The following is a 16,578-nucleotide window of genomic DNA, read 5'->3' as shown; positions in this document are numbered from 1 at the left end:
AAAACCATTATAAAATTTTGATTAAATTCGGGGTCTTATGGATGAAATTTTCAGCCAGATCAGGTTAGTGCCACAAATGCAACAAAGCTATGCTCCAGTCTCGGGGCTTGTTTGCTTTGGTCCTGAGCGGGTATCTCCTGCGTATTGATAAAGTGGGAGCGATCCGCCCTATGACACTCGCGCGTTTTTTCCATCTGCCATGCAGGGCTGCCTGATGCGCGCTGTACAGAGAGTGGCCATGCTGCTGCGTGCCGGGTGGGGTGTGTCTGGCCTGCTGTGTTTCGTGGCGTGTCCGCTCAGCGTGTCCGTTATGGCCAGCGCTCCGGCATGGGCGGAAAAGGCGGCCCTTATTGTGGGGAAAGACGGCAGCCTGAGCGTGCCGGAGGGCTCCCCCCTGCGGAAGCGGCTGGAAATTGAGGCCGTACAGGTTGTTGTCCCGAAGGACACCCTGTCCGTGCCCGGTGCGATTGTTACGGAACCCTCCCGGCAGGTGCCGGTATTTGCCCCGGTTACAGGCCGGATTATGGCGCTGAATGTTGTGCCCGGCCAGCATGTGCGGCATGGCCAGCCACTGGCGACCCTGCTGGCCGGAGATATGGCGCAGGCCGCCACGGATGAAGAAAAAGCCCGTGCCGGGCTGGTGCTGGCGCAGTCCGCTATGGCGCGCGCTCAGCAGGTCAAGCAGGCCGGGGGTGCTGCCACGCGGGATGTGGAAGCTGCCCGTGCAGCACTGGTGCAGGCGCAGGCGGAGGAACGCCGCGCGCAGGACCGTCTGGCCTCGTTTGATGATAAAGCCGCCGCAGGCGGCACGCTGACGCTGCGCTCCCCGGTGGATGGCGTTGTTTCAGCCGTTAATATGGCGCCGGGCCAGAATGTGACGGACCTCACCGCAGCCTTGCTGAGCGTGGAAGACCTCTCTGAAATCTGGGCGGTGGCGGATGTGCCGGAAGCGGATGTGGACCAGATTCATATTGGCCAGTCCGTCACCCTTACCCTGCCCGCGCGGCAGGGAGTGCTGCTGTATGGGGAAATTGCAACGGTTGAGCCGGATCTGCGGCCCGAAACGCGCCGCCTGCGCGCCATGATCCCGCTGCCCAACCCGGATGAAGATCTGCACCCCAATATGTTCGCCACGGTCAATATTCAGCTTAAACAGCCACCGGGCCTTATGGTGCCGCAATCGGCCCTGCTGATGAATAATGACAACGTGACAGTGTTTGTTGAAACAGCCCCCTGGACGTTCATGCGGCGCAAGGTCGGAATCTCCTATGATGAAGGAGAAGATACGCGGGTGCTGAGCGGGCTGAGCGCAGGAGACCGCATTGTGACGCGCGGCGGAGTCCTGCTAAACGATGATTGAGCAGATTATTGCCGCCTGCCTGCGGGAACGCCGGATTGTTTTTGTCGCCATGGCCGTGCTGGCCTTGTGGGGTGGCTGGGCATGGAAAGACCTGCCGGTTGAAGCCTATCCGGACCTCGGGGCTGTGTCCGTTCAGGTCACCACCCAAAGCTCCGGGCTGGCGGCGGAAGAGGTGGAACAGCAGATTACCATTCCGCTGGAACGCCAGCTTGCGGCCACGCCGGGTCTGGCCAATAGCCGTTCCAGCAGCACGTTTGGCCTCTCGCTTATCAACCTGATTTTCCGGGACGGCGTAAATGTCTACGCCGCCCGCCAGCGTGTGACGGAGCAGCTGGCGCAGGTTACGCTGCCGCCCGGCGTGACGGCGGGGCTTGGGCCTGTTACCAGCCCGTCGGGCGAAATCTATCGCTACACGCTGGAATCAGACCGCCAGAATCTGATGCAGCTGTCAGAAATCCAGCGCTGGATTGTAGTGCCCGCCCTGAGCAAAGTGCAGGGTGTGGCCACCATCAACAATTTTGGTGGCTTCACGCGGGAATATCAGCTGTTACTGGACCCGGCTTCGCTCTCCCGCTTCCATGTCGGCGTCAATGATGTTCTGACGGCCATTACCAACAGCAGCGTCAATGCTGGCGGGGGCCGCGTGGCGCGGGGTGAGCAGTCCTACATTGTGCGTGGCGTGGGGATGATCCATTCGCTGGATGAGATGGGCAATATTCCCGTCACCCAGCATGACGGCGTACCGGTTTTCCTGCGGGAGCTGGGCCGGATGCAGCTTGGGCATCAGGTGCGGGAAGGGATTCTGGGGAAAAACGGCAACCCCGATACCATTGAGGGCATTGTCAGCATGGTCACGGGGGAAAACGCCTCGAAAGTGCTGGACCTGCTACACGCCCGCGTGGCGCAACTGCAAAAGCAGCTAGAGCCACAGGGGGTGCGGATCGTGCCCTATATTGACCGTGATGTTCTGGTGAACGCCACCACGGAGAAAGTGACGCACACGGTTCTGGAAGGTGTGGGGCTGGTTTTTGTTATCCTCATTCTCTTCCTCGGCAGCCCGCGCAGCGCGCTGGTGGCTGCGGTGACAATCCCGCTGGCGCTGGCGACGGTCTTTCTCATCATGAGTCTGCTGGGCATGCCCGCCAACCTGTTTTCCCTTGGGGCGATCGACTTCGGGGTGATTGTGGACGGCGCGATTGTGGTGACGGAATCCATCCTGCGCCTGCGGGAGGAACAGCCGGGCCACACCATGACGCTGGAAGATGTGGAGGGGCTGACAAAGCATGTCGGCCGCGCCATCGTCTTCGCTACGCTCGTTATTATTGTCGCCTACAGTCCGCTTTTTGCGTTTGAAGGCGCGGAGGGGCGGCTGTTCCGGCCGATGGCCTTTACCGTCAGCTTTGCGCTGCTGGGGGCTCTGCTCAGCGCCATTGTGCTCACACCGTCTCTGGCCTTTCTGGCCATGCGCAAGCCGCACAAGATTTTCCATAACAAGCCGCTGGAAAAGCTGCACCACCTGTACCATGATAGTCTGGCCCATGCCATGCGCCGCCCGCTGCTGGCCTATATCGGCGCGATTATCGCCTTTGTGCTGGTGGTTGTGCTGGGGATGCATACCGGGCGGGAATTCCTGCCGGAAATGGATGAAGGCGCGCTGTGGTTGCAGGTGCAGCTCCCCTCCGGTCTCTCGCTGGAAAAAGCTGGCGCCATGGCGGATGAAGTGCGCCATGCCATTTATACCTTTCCGGAAACATCTTACGCGGTCACGCAGCTTGGCCGGAATGATTCCGGGACGGACCCGTGGACACCCTCCCATATTGAGGTGCCGGTTGGCCTGAAACCCTACAACACCTGGCCGCATGGTGAGACAAAGGCGCAGTTTGTTTCTAAACTGCACGAACGTCTGGCCAAAATTCCGGGCATTGATTTTGGCATCAGCCAGCCTATTGCCGATGGAATGAATGATCAGGTTGGCGGCGCACACTCCGCGCTGGTCCTGCGTGTTTACGGGAATGATGCGCGGGAGATCCGGCGTATTGGCAACCAGATTGTCTCCGTTCTGAAAACCGTAAAAGGCACGACGGAAGCCTCGGTTTTTCAGGAACCTGAAATTCCGGAACTCAATATTGTGGCAGACCGGGCCGCTGCGGCCCGGTACGGTATTTCCGTTGCGGATATTATGGCCGTCGTGGGCAACGCCATTGGCGATGGCCCTGTCTCCCAGATCTATATTGCAGACCGCACGTATAACATGACGGTGCGGGTGCCGCCTGCCACGGTCAGCAATCTGCGCACGCTGGCCCATCTGCCGCTGACGGCAGCCAACGGCGCGCAGATCCCGCTGGAGATGGTCGCACATATCGACCTGAAAACCGGCGAAGGCACGATCTCGCATGAAATGACGGAACGGCAGATCACACTGCGGGTGGATAACGGTAAACGGCCTCTGTCCGAATATATGGCGGAAGCCCAGCAGAAAATTGCCGCACAGGTGCATTTCGACTCCAGCCTGTACCGCCTGCAATGGGCCGGCGCGTTTGAGCAGCAGCAGCGGGCGCAGGCCCGTCTGACTGTGGCGCTGGGCATTATGCTGGTGGTCATGCTGGTTCTGCTGTTTGCCGAATTCCGCAAGATGCGGCAGGCCGTGCTGATTCTGGCTGTGGTGCCGCTGGCTCTTCTGGGTGGTCTGGTCGCCTTGCAGGTGCGTGGTGATACGCTGAACGTCGCAACGGCTGTAGGCTTTATCGCGCTGTTCGGCGTGGCGGTGCAGAACGGCATTATCATGGTCTCCAACATCAACCGGCACAGGGCGCAGGGCGTGCCGCTGTATAATGCCGTGCTGGAAGGGGCAGGCGAGCGGTTCCGCCCCGTGCTGATGACGGCCACCGTTGCCAGCATGGGTATGTTGCCCGCCGCCCTTGCCACCGGCATCGGGACGGACGTGCAGCGCGGGCTGGCGACGGTTGTGGTCGGGGGGCTGGGGATTGCGACGTTGCTGACCCTGTTTATCCTGCCAACATTCTATTACGAGCTGGAAGCGTGGTGTGAGCGCCGGGCCGCAGCACGGGAGCCTGCGCCATGATGCGGAAAAATCTGATGCTTTGTGCCGCCACCGCTCTGGCGCTGGGTGGCTGTGCCGTTGGCCCCGACTTTAAAAAACCTGCACCGCCCGCACCAACGGCGTATGGGCAGGCCGGAAAGGGAGCCACCACGCAGCCGGTGGCAGATTCAGTGGACGCGGCTGCCGCTGGCCCGCAGAGTGTGGTGCAGGTGTTCCGTCCGGGGCAGGATATTCCGGCGCAATGGTGGGCGCTGTTCCACTCGCCCGATCTGGACAGGCTGGTGCGGCGGGCCCTGGACCAGAATCCGTCTCTGGAATCCGCGCGGGATGCGCTGGCAGCGGCTAATGAAAACCGTCTGGCCCAGCAGAGCGCGCTGTATCCGTCTATCTCCGGCAGCTTCAACCCGACCCGTCAAAAGACGTCCCGCACCTATTCTCCTGTGCCAAACAACAATTCCTGGCTCTACACGGTGCATACGGCCCAGTTGAACATCTCCTACGTGCCGGATCTGTGGGGCGGTGTGCGGCGCGGGGTGGAAGCGGCGAAAGCCCTGCGGGATGCGCAGCGGGACCAGTTGCAGGCGGTTTATCTGACCCTGACATCCTCCATCGTGCAGGCCGCGATTGATCAGGCCGCCCTGAATGCGCAGTTTCAGGCCACGCAGTCTCTTGTGGCCTTGCAGCGCACCTTGCTGGCTTCGGCGGAGCGGCAGGAACAGGTCGGGCAGTTTTCCCGCAATGACGTCGCGATGCAGCGGGCGTCTCTGGCACAGAATGAGGCGAGTCTGGCCCCGCTGCAAAAGCAGCTTGAGCAGCAGAAACATCTGATTGCCGCTCTGGTCGGGGACGCGCCGGACGCCCCGGAGCCGACATTTACGCTGGAGTCGCTCTCTCTTCCGGTTGAACTGCCCGTTAGCTTGCCCGCCCGGCTGGTTGAGCAGCGCCCGGATATCCGCACCGCTGCGGCCAGCTGGCATGCAGCCTGTGCACAGGTCGGGGTGGCTGTGGCGAATCGTCTCCCCAATGTGCAGCTTGGCGCGACTCCGGGCTTTGCCGCCGCATCCATCGCGCAGATGGCCACGCCGGGTTTCGGGCAGTGGACGCTGGCCGCCATGATCACACAGCCTTTGTTTGATGGGGGCCTGCTGCGGCATCAGGAACATGCGGCGCGTGCGCAGTATGATCAGGCTGCGGCGGATTATCGCACGGCCCTGATCGCAGCCTTGCAGGATGTGGCGGATACTCTCACGGCCATTCGCTCGGATGCCGCAGCCTTAGGGGCCAATGCGTCCGCCGCGACGGCTGCGGCGGAAAGCTGGCATATTGCTCAGGCCCAGTACAGGCTGGGGGACGTGAGCGAGGTTGCCATGCTTCAGGCACAGCAGACGCAGCTTCAGGCTCAGCTCACGCTGGCACAGGCCCGGGCAGACAGATTGTCCGATACGGTTGCTCTGTTTCAGGCTCTGGGCGGGGGCTGGTGGAACAGTAAGGAGCCGGACGCGCCGCGGGCGCCGTCCTGGCATCCGGACAAAGGGTTAGCGGTTATTCTGCCCTGATGTCTGGCCTGAGGCGAGGTCCGTCAGGCGGGAGACGGACAACACCCGGATGCCATGATTATCGGTGCCGGTAATGGTCTGCTCACGCCGTAAGGCGCTGATGGTGCGGCTGACGGTTTCAATCGTCAGGCCCAGATAATCAGCAATATCAACCCGCGTCATGGGCAGTGAGACCATGCAGCCCTCACTTTCCGTCTGATTCGGGCTCGCGGGGGGCAGCATGCGGTTCAGCAGGAAACTCGCCACACGTTCCCGCGCGGTCTTGCGGCCCAGTAGCAGCATCTGCTCCTGCGCCTCAGCCAGTTCATCCGTGACTTCCGAGAGAAGCCGCCGCTCAAACTGCGGGTAATCCGTCAGTAATGTTTCAAGCTGCGGGCGCAGAAAACGGCAGACCTGCACCGTATCCACGGTTTCCGCACTAAAAGCATAGGTGTCGGCGTTGGTCAGGCCCAGAAAATGCCCGATATCCGCAAAACCGGTAATCTGGCGGCGTCCATCCGGCAGGGATTTAAAGAGTTTAACCGTCCCGGATGTCACATTATAAAAAGCGACGGCGGGAGAGCCTTCTTCCACCACTGACGTGCCCGGCGGCAGGGTCAGCCGCTTGGACGCCTGTGCCAGAATGGCCAGTTCCGTATCATCAATCGCACTGCACACGCTCTGCGCGCGGATATCACAGACAAGGCACCGATGCAGGTCAGTGCCTGTCTCCGTGGAGAACCTGCGCCTGAGAGGCATGGAATGTGTCCGTGAACTGGGAGCAGGCAGCATGGAAAATACAGGTCCGGCAATGCCGGCTCTTGCGGACTCAGACTATGAGCCGGAAAAGCCTGAAAAGAGATGGCGTAAATATTAGGTTATTGTTGATATAAATCAACGACAGCTCTGAAAATTCTCGCAGTGCAAGAATGTTTAAAGCGAATATCAGAGTTGTGTCATGCGCTGTGGTTTAAATAACACACTCTTCCACTGATCATAGCGCAGGTTTGATCTAAATCATGGTGGACAGGTGCCGCGCGTGATTTCTCCCCACTCATAAACTTACAGCGCAGTTGGAAGAGTAACTGGTATGGTCAAGCTTCGTTCCTTATTTACAGCCCTTGTGGCGGGTGTGGCTGCTGTCTCCGGCACCGCCGCAGCTCAGGCTCAGGTTGCTGCTCCGGCCGCCACCAATAATGCGGCTTATGTCAACGCTCCGGTGGTCGGCCAGATTCCGGCTGCTCCCCGTGCAGGCAGCGGGCATTGCGGCCTGTTTGAAACCTGCGCCAGCACCAAAATTGGTCTGGGCAAAGGCGACTTCCTGATCCGCCTGTCCGCTCTGGGCGTGATGCCGGAAGACCGCGACAGCAAAGTCTGGCTGAACGGCAACGCCATTCCGGGCCGCGTGAAGACCACGCGTCAGGTCATGCCGGAACTGACGTTTGAATACTTCTTTACCGACAATATCTCCATCGACCTGATTGCCGCCAGCACCCGTCACGAAGTGGCTGCTGAAGGCACCCCGCTGGGCAAGATTGATGTTGGCAGTGCTTGGGTTCTGCCCCCCACGGTTACGCTGGCCTGGCATTTCCGCCCGCATAAGCGCTTCAACCCCTATGTAGGTGTTGGCGGCACGCTTGCATGGTTCCATAACGTCTCCCCCGCTGGTGGCGCTGTGCAGAAGCTGAATGTTGGTGTGACAGGCGGTCCGTCTTTCAATGTCGGTTTTGATTATCAGTTGGTCGGCAACTGGTTCTTCAACTTTGACGTCAAGCAGATGTTCGTGCGGATGCATGCCTGGGCGAATGACCGTGGATCCCCTGCCTTCATCAAGGCGCATGATTCGCTCGACCCGACAGTGGTCGGCGCTGGTATCGAATACCGGTTCTAGTCGTATGAGCGCGGTATCTTTATCTGATCTGGTTCTCCGTTACGGCGGGAACCTGCCGCGCTATACCAGCTACCCGACCGCAGCCAGCTTTACGGATGCGGTCGGGCCGGCGCAGGCCGAGCAATGGCTGCGCGCCCTTCCGGCGGATGCGCCGGTTTCTCTTTATTTCCATGTTCCGTTCTGTGATGAACTGTGCCGCTTCTGCGGATGCAATACCTCCGTCATGCGCCATGAGGACGGGCGCAGCGCGTATGGTGATCTGCTGCGTGAGGAACTGCGCCGTGTGGTGGCGCTGGTCGGCCCGCAACGTTCAGTGCGGCATCTCCAGTTTGGGGGCGGAACACCGTCTACCCTGCCGGCGGCCGCACTCCGTCAGGTCATGCGCAGCGTGCGCAAGTTTTTCCGTATTGAGGCCGATGCCGAACTGGCAATGGAACTGGACCCCCGGCACGTGCCTGAGGGATATCCTGCCTTGCTGGGTGAGCTTGGCTTTACCCGCATCAGCCTTGGCGTGCAGGATTTGGAAGAAAAAGTGCAGGAAGCCTGCGGGCGGCATCAGTCTTTTGCCCAGACAGAAGCCTGCATCAACGCGGTGCGTGCAGCCGGTGTGTCCGGCGTTAATGTCGATCTGATTTATGGCCTGCCATATCAGACGGAAGAGAGTGTTGCGGTTACGGCGCGGAAAATCGCCTCGCTGCGGCCCAGCCGTCTGGCGGTTTTCGGCTATGCCCATGTGCCGTGGAAGCAGAAGCGCCAGCGCCTGATTCCTGAAGAGTCTCTGCCTCAGCCTGTCGAGCGTCTGCGCCAGCGCGCCCGTATTGAGGAAGTTCTGTGCGCGGAAGGGTATCTGCCCATCGGGCTGGACCATTACGCTCTGCCGGACGATACGCTGGTCAGGGCCATGCAGGCCGGCACGCTGCGGCGGAATTTTCAGGGCTATACGACCGATTCGTCCACCGTGCTGCTGGGAATGGGCGCGTCCGCCATTTCCATGTTGCCGGGTGGTTATACGCAGAACATCACGGCGGTAGCACCTTATGCCCGTGCTCTGGCAGACGCGCCTTGTCTGCCGGTTGCTCGTGGTGTGGCCCGCACTGCGGAAGATACCCTGCGGGGCCGGCTGATTGAAGAACTGATGTGCACCATGCAGGTTGATCTTCAGGCAGGCGCTGCCGCAGAGCATGACTTTGCCGCTGAATATGCCGCGTTGCAGCCTTTTGTGGAGGACGGGTTTGTCCTGCTGGATGGGAGCCGCATACGGGTCATGGAAGCCGGGCGCCCCTTCCTGCGGAACGTGGCGGCGGTGTTTGATACGCACCGTCAGGCGTTATCATCCACAACGCCGGATGCGGCCCCGCAGCCCCGCTTCGCCACAGCGCTCTGAACCTGTGTGAGGCGGGTGCGTTACAGCACCGGAGTTGATCGTGCGCGTATTTTAGCGCATGGAGAGAAGACTTTTCCCGCCCGGATGCCATAAAAAAGAACGGTATTCTTCTTAAAGGCAGGAACCCGCATCACAGCTGAAGGACAGAACAGATGCGTTCTGACGCCCCCGCTTTGACAGAAAAGCTGGCTGCCATGCAGCCTGCACAGGTCCCATTTACACACTGGATGCTGGACTCCGTGCTGGAGCCAGAGGCCTGTGAGGCTCTTCTGGAATGGGAGCCGGGGGAAGACGCCAGAGCCGGGGATGTCGGCGGCCGTCGTGAGACCCGCAACAAGTTCCGCGTGTTTGTGGACCCGGCAACCCGTGCGCGGGATACCCGGCTGGACCGGATGGCCCACCTGTTTGACAGCGAAAAAGCGCGCAGCGTGTTCCGGGATGTGTGTGGCGCGGAACTGGATGATTCCGCCCTGCGGCTGGAATTGTGTCTGGATACGGACGGGTTCTGGCTGGAGCCACATACCGATATCGGGGCCAAGCGCCTCACGCTGCTGATCTCGCTCTCCACAAACGATAAAAACGGTGCGTGGGGCACAGACCTGATGTCTCCCGAGGGGGAATCCATCACACGCGCATCCGGTGCTTTTAATTCCGGTGTGCTGTTCATCCCCTCGGACAAGACATGGCATGGTTTTGTAAAGCGCCCCATTGAAGGCACCCGCCGGACGCTGATCGTCAATTTTGTGGACCCGGCATGGCGTGCCGTGCATGAGCTGGCATTTGGCCCGCGTGCCGTCGCTGCTCCGTCAGCCTGAAATCGGGACACAAACAGGGCCTGAGAGCCGGATTCTGAGGCAGAATCCGAACGCGACTCAGGCTGTTTTTTTGCAATTCCACGCCAAATCGGCTTTAGGAAGGCTTCGCCGAGATCTCAACGGGGGCTGAACAGGAATGAGTGACTCTGTGCGTGAGTCGATGGAGTTTGATGTCGTTATCGTTGGCGGCGGGCCTGCTGGTCTGGCTGCGGCGATCCGCCTGCGCCAGCTTGCGCCGGAAGCAAGCGTCTGCCTGATTGAAAAAGGCAGTGAAATCGGGGCGCATATCGTCTCTGGTGCTGTCATTGAGCCACGGGCTCTGACAGAACTTCTGCCGGACTGGCAGGAGCGGGGCGCACCGCTTAACACGCCAGTCACCTCGGAAGAGATGCTCTACCTGACTGAAACCCGCAGCCTGCGTGTGCCTATGCTGGACCGGCTGATGCCGCACATGGCCAACCACGGCAATTATATTGTCAGTCTGGGTGAAGTCTGCCGCTGGCTGGCGACGCAGGCGGAAGAACTGGGCGTTGAAATTTATCCCGGCTTTGCCGGTGCGGAAGTCCTGATTGAAGAAAACCGCGTGGTTGGTGTGGCCACCGGGGACATGGGGATTACCAGAGACGGCACACAGGGCCCCAACTACCAGCCGGGGATGGAGCTGCGCGGGCGGTATACGCTGTTTGCAGAGGGCTGCCGTGGCTCCCTGACCAAGCAGGTCATGGCGCATTATGACTTGCGCAAGGGCGTGGACCCACAGACCTACGGGCTTGGGATTAAGGAAGTGTGGGAAATTCCGGCGGAAAACCATCGCCCCGGTCTGGTTCAGCACAGCTTTGGCTGGCCGCTGGATGATAAAACCTATGGCGGCGCGTGGCTGTATCATTTTGGCGAAAATCTGGTGTCTTACGGCTTTGTGGTCGGGCTGGATTATCCCAACACCTGGCTGTCTCCGTTTGAGGAAATGCAGCGCCTTAAACTGCACCCGGCTTTCCGTAAGCATCTGGAAGGGGGGCGCCGCGTCAGCTATGGCGCGCGTGCTCTTTCAGAGGGCGGCCTGCAATCCATTCCGCGTCTCACCTTCCCCGGTGGTGCGCTGATCGGGGATACAGCGGGCTTCCTGAACATGCCCAAAATCAAAGGCACCCACACGGCCATGAAGTCTGGCATGCTGGCAGCGGAAGCTGTGGCTGAGGCCATGCAGACGGACCGGGTGGAGCCCGGCTCCTTCACGCAGCGCGTCAGGGAAAGCTGGCTGTGGGAAGAACTGTATGCCGCCCGCAATGTACGTCCGGGCTTTGCGCGTTTCGGCACGAAGGGTGGGGCGATTTATGCCGGGCTGGACGCCATGCTGCTGCGTGGTCGCGCCCCATGGACCCTGCATTTCCGGCATCAGGACAATGAAACCCTGAAGCCTGCCGACCTGTGTGAAAAGCCGAACTACCCCAAACCGGATGGCACGCTGACGTTTGACCGCCTGTCTTCCGTCTTCCTGTCCGCCACCAACCACGAGGAAGATCAGCCGGTGCATCTGCGTCTGCGGAATCCATCCCTGTGGAAAACGGTGAACTGGGATGTGTTCCGCGCACCGGAATCCCGTTACTGCCCGGCTGGTGTGTATGAAGTGGTGGATGAGGCAACCTCTCCCGCGCTGCACATCAACGCGCAGAACTGCGTGCATTGCAAAACGTGTGACATTAAGGACCCGACCCAGAATATCGACTGGACAGTGCCCGAAGGGGCTGGTGGCCCTAATTATCCTGCCGGGATGTGATTTTGTTGCAAAATACGGTAAGCAGCGTCTGAACGATCCTGCGTCTGCAAGCGAAAGAAGCCATGAAGATTGTAGTACCTGTTAAGCGGGTTGTTGATTACAACATCAAACCGCGTGTGAAGGCAGATGGCAGCGGTGTTGAAACCGCTGGCGTCAAAATGTCGATGAACCCCTTTGATGAGATCGCGGTGGAAGAAGCCGTGCGTCTCAAGGAAAAGGGCGTCGCAACAGAAGTTGTTGTCGTCTCCATCGGCGTGCAGCAGGCGCAGGATACGCTGCGCACTGCCATGGCCATGGGGGCGGACCGCGCCATTCTGGTGCTGTCTGAAGAAAGCCCGGAACCTCTGGCCGTTGCTAAAGTGCTCAAAGCACTCAGCGAGAAAGAGCAGCCCGGTCTGTTCATCCTCGGCAAGCAGGCCATTGATGATGACATGAACGCAACCGGCCAGATGCTGGCAGGTCTGCTGGGCTGGGGTCAGGGCACGTTTGCCGGTAAGGTTGAGGTTACGGATGGCCGCGTTCTGGTCACGCGTGAAATTGACGGCGGTACGGAAGATGTCTCTCTGGCCCTGCCTGCGGTTGTCACGGCGGATCTGCGCCTGAATGAGCCGCGCTATGCCTCTCTGCCCAACATCATGAAGGCCCGCAAAAAGCCGCTGGAAACGCTGAAGGCGGAAGACCTCGGCGTGGATATGGCGCGTCGCCTCACGGTGGTGTCCGTGGCCGAGCCGGAACAGCGTAAGGCTGGCGTAAAAGTTGGCTCCGTGGGTGAGCTGGTTGAAAAACTGCGTAACGAAGCAAAGGTGATCTGATCATGACCGCTCTTGTTCTTCTCGACCATGAAGAAGGCCGGATCAGAAAGTCTGCTCTTTCTGCTGTAACGGCTGCTGCCCAGCTGGGTGACGTGCATGTGCTGGTGGCGGGTGATGCCGCCGTAGCGCAGGCTGCTGCTGCTATTTCCGGTGTATCCAAGGTCCTGCATGCGGCCGATGCGCAGTATGCGCATGAACTGGCTGAACCTCTGGCAGCCCTGATCGTCTCGCTGGCTGGCGGGTATGACCAGATTATTGCTGCTGCCGGTGCCGTAGGGAAAAACGTGCTGCCGCGTGCTGCCGCCCTGCTGGACGTGCAGCCTATTCCGGAAGTGGTCCGCATTGTGGATGCCGAGACTTTCGTGCGCCCGATTTATGCAGGCAACGCTCTGGCAACTGTACGGTCTTCCGATGCAAAGAAAGTTCTGACGGTTCGTGGTTCCGCGTTTGATGCCGCTCCGGCAGAATGCGGCTCCGCTCCGGTGGAAGCTGTTGCCCCGGCTGCGAACCCGAACGTGTCCGAATTTGTGGCGGTTCACCTGTCCGAATCCGAGCGTCCGGAACTCGAATCCGCGCGTGTGGTGGTTTCTGGTGGACGTGGTCTCCAGAGCGAAGAGAAGTTCCATATTCTCGAACCTCTGGCTGACAAGCTGGGTGCGGCAATTGGTGCATCCCGCGCCGCGGTGGATTCGGGCTTTGTGCCGAACGAGTTTCAGGTCGGTCAGACCGGCAAGATTGTCGCGCCGGAACTGTATCTCGCCTTCGGGATTTCCGGCGCGATCCAGCATCTTGCCGGGATGAAAGACAGCCGCGTGATTGTGGCCGTCAATAAAGATCCGGAAGCCCCGATCTTTCAGGTTGCTGATTACGGCATTGAGGGTGATCTGTTTGAGGTCGTACCCGCTCTGACAGCAGCTCTGAGCTAAACTGCTGAGACCCTGAAAAGCCTGTCCGCTCTCTTGGTCAGAGCGGGCAGGCTTTTTTTGTGTCCGGACCCTGTTTTATCCGGCTTAAAAAACGGCGGTTCAGTCCGCTGTCGTTTTTTCGGAAGAGGCGACGCCATACGCCGCCAGAAACACGCGGACTGCGTTGCTGATCACTTTTTCTTCTTCCTCAGCTTCATTCTCCAGCGGCATGTTGAAGCGCTTCCTGTGCGCAATGCGTGTCTGGCACAGTGAGAAAAATTGCTCAGCGGCAAAAATCGGATCGTCTACTTTCAGCGCCCCCTGCGCGACTTGTCCTTCAATCCAGCCAGAAAGAGTCTCAAGGGCTCTCTTCGGGCCGCTCTGCCAGAACGTCGTGGCCAGATGCGGAAAATGCGGTGCTTCGGAAACAATAATCCGGTAGAGCATCAGGCTCTCGGGCGAGATGATCAGCCTGACAATTTCACGGGCCAGAGCCCGGAGTGTTTTCTCCGGGGAGAGGCCTAACTGCTGCACCGGAGCCAGAACCTGTAACTTTTCCCGGCAGTTTTTTTCTACAAAGGCGGCAAACAGATCGCACTTGTTGGCAAAATAATTATAGAGCGTGCCCTTGGAAACGCCGGCCTCGCGCGCAATGGCGGACATACTGGCCCCTTCAAAGCCATGGGCGGCAAAAATGGCTTTAGCCCCGGTCAGAATCTGTTCGCGCTTGGCTTCAGATTCTCCTGTGCAGAGGTGGGTCACCATTGCGGGCTTGGAGGGGGTGGCAGACATCGTGTGGTGTTATTCCCAAGTATGATGATTGACGCAACATTGAAAAACGATAGGTTGGCATGCTGACCGAACCGGTCGGTCAGTGCAAGAACCGGTTCGTGAGAATACAGATTTTCGTTAGGAGCAATCAGGTGGCGAAACGGTATGTGTCGGGGGCAGGCACCATAGTTCTGGCTTTAGCGCTGGGTGGATGCATGGTCGGCCCGGATTACAAAAAACCCGCCACGTGGACTCCGGCAGAATGGCAGCATGCTAAGCTGGAAGGGGCATCGCGGGTTCTGAGCGTGCCCAGCACGCAGGCGCCAGATCCGGAATGGTGGTCGGTCTTTCAGGACCCGGAGCTGACATCTCTGGAAAAACGTCTGGCGTCAGAAAACCTTGATGTCCTTCAGGCGACCCAGCAGCTTGCCGTCAGCCGCGGGCAGTTGCTGATTGCCGGGGCCGAGCGATTCCCCGATCTGGCGGCATCCGGCTCCTACAAACGGGCGCAGTACAGCAGCAAGCAGCTCAGCCGCGTTGTCGAACGTATTGGCCAGAATGCGCCGGAAGGGATGGGGGCACTTCTGTCCTCCCAGTCCTCCAACGTCTCTATCCCGCTGCTTAATCAGTGGCAGGATGGTCTTCAGGCTAGCTGGGAAGTTGATCTGTGGGGCCGTGTGCGTCGGCAGTATGAAGCCGCCAAAGCCTATCTGACGGCCTCCATGGAAGAGCGGCGCGGGATTCTTATTGCCCGGCAGGCAGAACTGGCCCGTGATTATATGGAACTGCGCGGCCTTCAGGAGCAGTTGCGCATCACCATTGCCAACCGCGATGCCGCGACGCAGATGCTCAAGCTCAGCAGCGCCCGCTATAAAAGCGGGCTGGTGAGTGAGCTGGATGTTGAGAGCGCCCGTTCTCAGGTAGAAAGCACCACATCCAGCATTCCGCAGTATGAGCAGCGGATTGCCATGCAGATTAACGCCATCAATCTGCTGATGGGAGCTCCCCCCGGTGGCCTGAATGCGGAACTGACACAGACGGCATCCATCCCGCTGGTTCCGGCCGCCGTGCCAGTTGGCCTGCCGTCTGAGCTGGCCCGCAGACGCCCGGATATCCGGGAGGCAGATGCAGAACTGCACGCTGCCACGGCGGAAGTCGGTCAGGCCGAAGCGGACTTCTATCCTAAAGTGACGATTGATGCCGGGTTTGGCTTCCAGTCCTTCTCCTTCCGGGACCTCGGGTTCTGGAGCGCCCGGACATGGAATGTCGGCCCCTCCATTTCCTTGCCGATTTTTCAGGGTGGCCGTCTGACCGGTCAGCTTGAGATGAAGAAGGCGTCTCAGAAGACTGCGGCTCTCCGGTATCGCAAAACCGTGCTGAAGGCGTGGAGTGAAGTTGATAACGCCCTGACAGCCTATGAGGCCGAGCAGAAGCGCAACCTCAGCCTGAAGGCGCAGGTCGCGGCGGATCAGCGGTCATGGCAACTGGCGCAGGAGCAGTATCGTCACGGTATGCAGAGTTTCCTGCAGGTGCTGGATACAGAGCGCCGCCTGCTGGCGTCCCAGACGCAACTGGCAGACAGCACGGCCGTCATCTCGGATAATCTGGTGCGTCTCTATAACGCGCTGGGCGGCGGCTGGGAGACAACATACCCGGAGACCAGCAAAGCGCCGACAAAAGTGGCGCAGCATAGTTAAGCCTCTGTCTGTTCCGGACAGATCGAGAACCCCCGGCGTTTCTGACGCCGGGGGTTTTTTCGTTTGTAAGGGGAAGACTGGTGGAAGAGCCCGGTTTTAAGGCGAACGTCTCTTAAGGGTGCGAGGTAAGCCCATCATCAGCTCCGTGGTTCCCCGTGGAAGTCCTCTCAAAAACGATTCTATCCAGGCAGAGCCGTGATTCGGTAGAGGAAAAATCGGTTAACTTATTGAGAACTGGCGGGAAACTAGGGTTTTGCGTGTGTTTAAAAATTAAGACGCACTTTTTTGAAGTTTTTGTGTCGGATGGTGTTGACGGGGTGAGGGTGATCGCTTAGAAACCGCTTCACCGGACGAGATGACGGTTGGCAGCGGCCTCTGGCTCTGCTAGATTGATCGGCTCGATTTGGTGGTTTGGTCTTTGACAAGAGAATACGAGAGAGGGATATGCTGACGGCGTATCTTTTTGATCTGATGACCTTTTAGGTTGTTAGGTTAAGGGGATCTGACTGAATTTCTGATTTGGTCATGACGTTTGTTAGTATATCTTGCATATGCGTTTTTAAGACAGACGTT

At 59.4% G+C, this 16,578-nt stretch carries 12 protein-coding genes; 10 read left to right on the top strand and 2 right to left on the bottom strand.

From position 1 onward, the window contains the following. Positions 1-214 precede the first annotated feature (214 nt). From KP699_RS13750 to KP699_RS13740, 3 genes are read left to right on the top strand one after another with little or no spacing between them, the layout of a single operon-like run. Positions 215-1,360 carry an efflux RND transporter periplasmic adaptor subunit gene (locus KP699_RS13750; protein WP_252347074.1) on the top strand — a complete coding sequence of 382 codons (1,146 nt, stop codon included), beginning with the start codon at positions 215-217 and terminating at the stop codon, positions 1,358-1,360. Beyond that, complete coding sequence (locus KP699_RS13745; RefSeq protein WP_215763020.1) at positions 1,353-4,442, top strand: efflux RND transporter permease subunit; 3,090 nt, start codon at positions 1,353-1,355, stop codon at positions 4,440-4,442. The genes KP699_RS13750 and KP699_RS13745 overlap by 8 nt, the downstream gene beginning before the upstream one ends. After that, entirely contained in the window at positions 4,439-5,977 is a 1,539-nt protein-coding gene (locus KP699_RS13740; protein WP_215763019.1) for an efflux transporter outer membrane subunit, read from the top strand. The genes KP699_RS13745 and KP699_RS13740 overlap by 4 nt, the downstream gene beginning before the upstream one ends. On the opposite strand, the gene KP699_RS13735 is transcribed toward KP699_RS13740, so the two are convergent. Further along, complete coding sequence (locus KP699_RS13735) at positions 5,957-6,715, bottom strand: Crp/Fnr family transcriptional regulator (protein WP_244985174.1); 759 nt, start codon at positions 6,713-6,715, stop codon at positions 5,957-5,959. The genes KP699_RS13740 and KP699_RS13735 overlap by 21 nt on opposite strands. A gap of 331 nt (positions 6,716-7,046) precedes the next feature. On the opposite strand from KP699_RS13735, the gene KP699_RS13730 reads away from it, so the two are divergent. The 6 genes from KP699_RS13730 to KP699_RS13705 all read left to right on the top strand — a co-directional run bounded on the left by KP699_RS13730 (position 7,047) and on the right by KP699_RS13705 (position 13,558). Then, complete coding sequence (locus KP699_RS13730; RefSeq protein ID WP_215763018.1) at positions 7,047-7,847, top strand: OmpW family protein; 801 nt, start codon at positions 7,047-7,049, stop codon at positions 7,845-7,847. 4 nt (positions 7,848-7,851) lie between these two features. Then, on the top strand, positions 7,852-9,231 hold the full coding sequence (gene hemN, locus KP699_RS13725; protein WP_215763017.1) for an oxygen-independent coproporphyrinogen III oxidase: 1,380 nt from the start codon (positions 7,852-7,854) through the stop codon (positions 9,229-9,231). A gap of 152 nt (positions 9,232-9,383) precedes the next feature. Beyond that, on the top strand, positions 9,384-10,046 hold the full coding sequence (locus KP699_RS13720; protein ID WP_025828744.1) for a 2OG-Fe(II) oxygenase: 663 nt from the start codon (positions 9,384-9,386) through the stop codon (positions 10,044-10,046). Between the two features lie 136 nt (positions 10,047-10,182). Beyond that, positions 10,183-11,820, top strand: coding sequence for an electron transfer flavoprotein-ubiquinone oxidoreductase (locus tag KP699_RS13715; protein WP_215763016.1), 1,638 nt, complete (start codon positions 10,183-10,185; stop codon positions 11,818-11,820). 62 nt (positions 11,821-11,882) lie between these two features. After that, entirely contained in the window at positions 11,883-12,632 is a 750-nt protein-coding gene (locus tag KP699_RS13710) for an electron transfer flavoprotein subunit beta/FixA family protein (RefSeq protein ID WP_077930863.1), read from the top strand. 2 nt (positions 12,633-12,634) lie between these two features. Beyond that, a complete protein-coding gene (locus KP699_RS13705; RefSeq protein ID WP_215763015.1) occupies positions 12,635-13,558 on the top strand; it encodes an FAD-binding protein in 924 nt (307 codons plus the stop codon). Between the two features lie 99 nt (positions 13,559-13,657). Here KP699_RS13705 and KP699_RS13700 read toward each other — a convergent pair whose 3' ends face one another. Continuing rightward, positions 13,658-14,329 carry a TetR/AcrR family transcriptional regulator gene (locus KP699_RS13700; RefSeq protein WP_252347073.1) on the bottom strand — a complete coding sequence of 224 codons (672 nt, stop codon included), beginning with the start codon at positions 14,327-14,329 and terminating at the stop codon, positions 13,658-13,660. Positions 14,330-14,388: 59 nt separating this feature from the next. Between KP699_RS13700 and KP699_RS13695 the strand changes: the two genes are divergently transcribed. Beyond that, on the top strand, positions 14,389-16,005 hold the full coding sequence (locus KP699_RS13695) for an efflux transporter outer membrane subunit (protein WP_025828755.1): 1,617 nt from the start codon (positions 14,389-14,391) through the stop codon (positions 16,003-16,005). Positions 16,006-16,578: the final 573 nt, after the last annotated feature.

It is taken from the genome of Acetobacter sp. P1H12_c (assembly GCF_018811975.1).
Taxonomy (GTDB): domain Bacteria; phylum Pseudomonadota; class Alphaproteobacteria; order Acetobacterales; family Acetobacteraceae; genus Acetobacter; species Acetobacter persici.
This window is presented reverse-complemented; position numbering and strand designations above follow the sequence as displayed.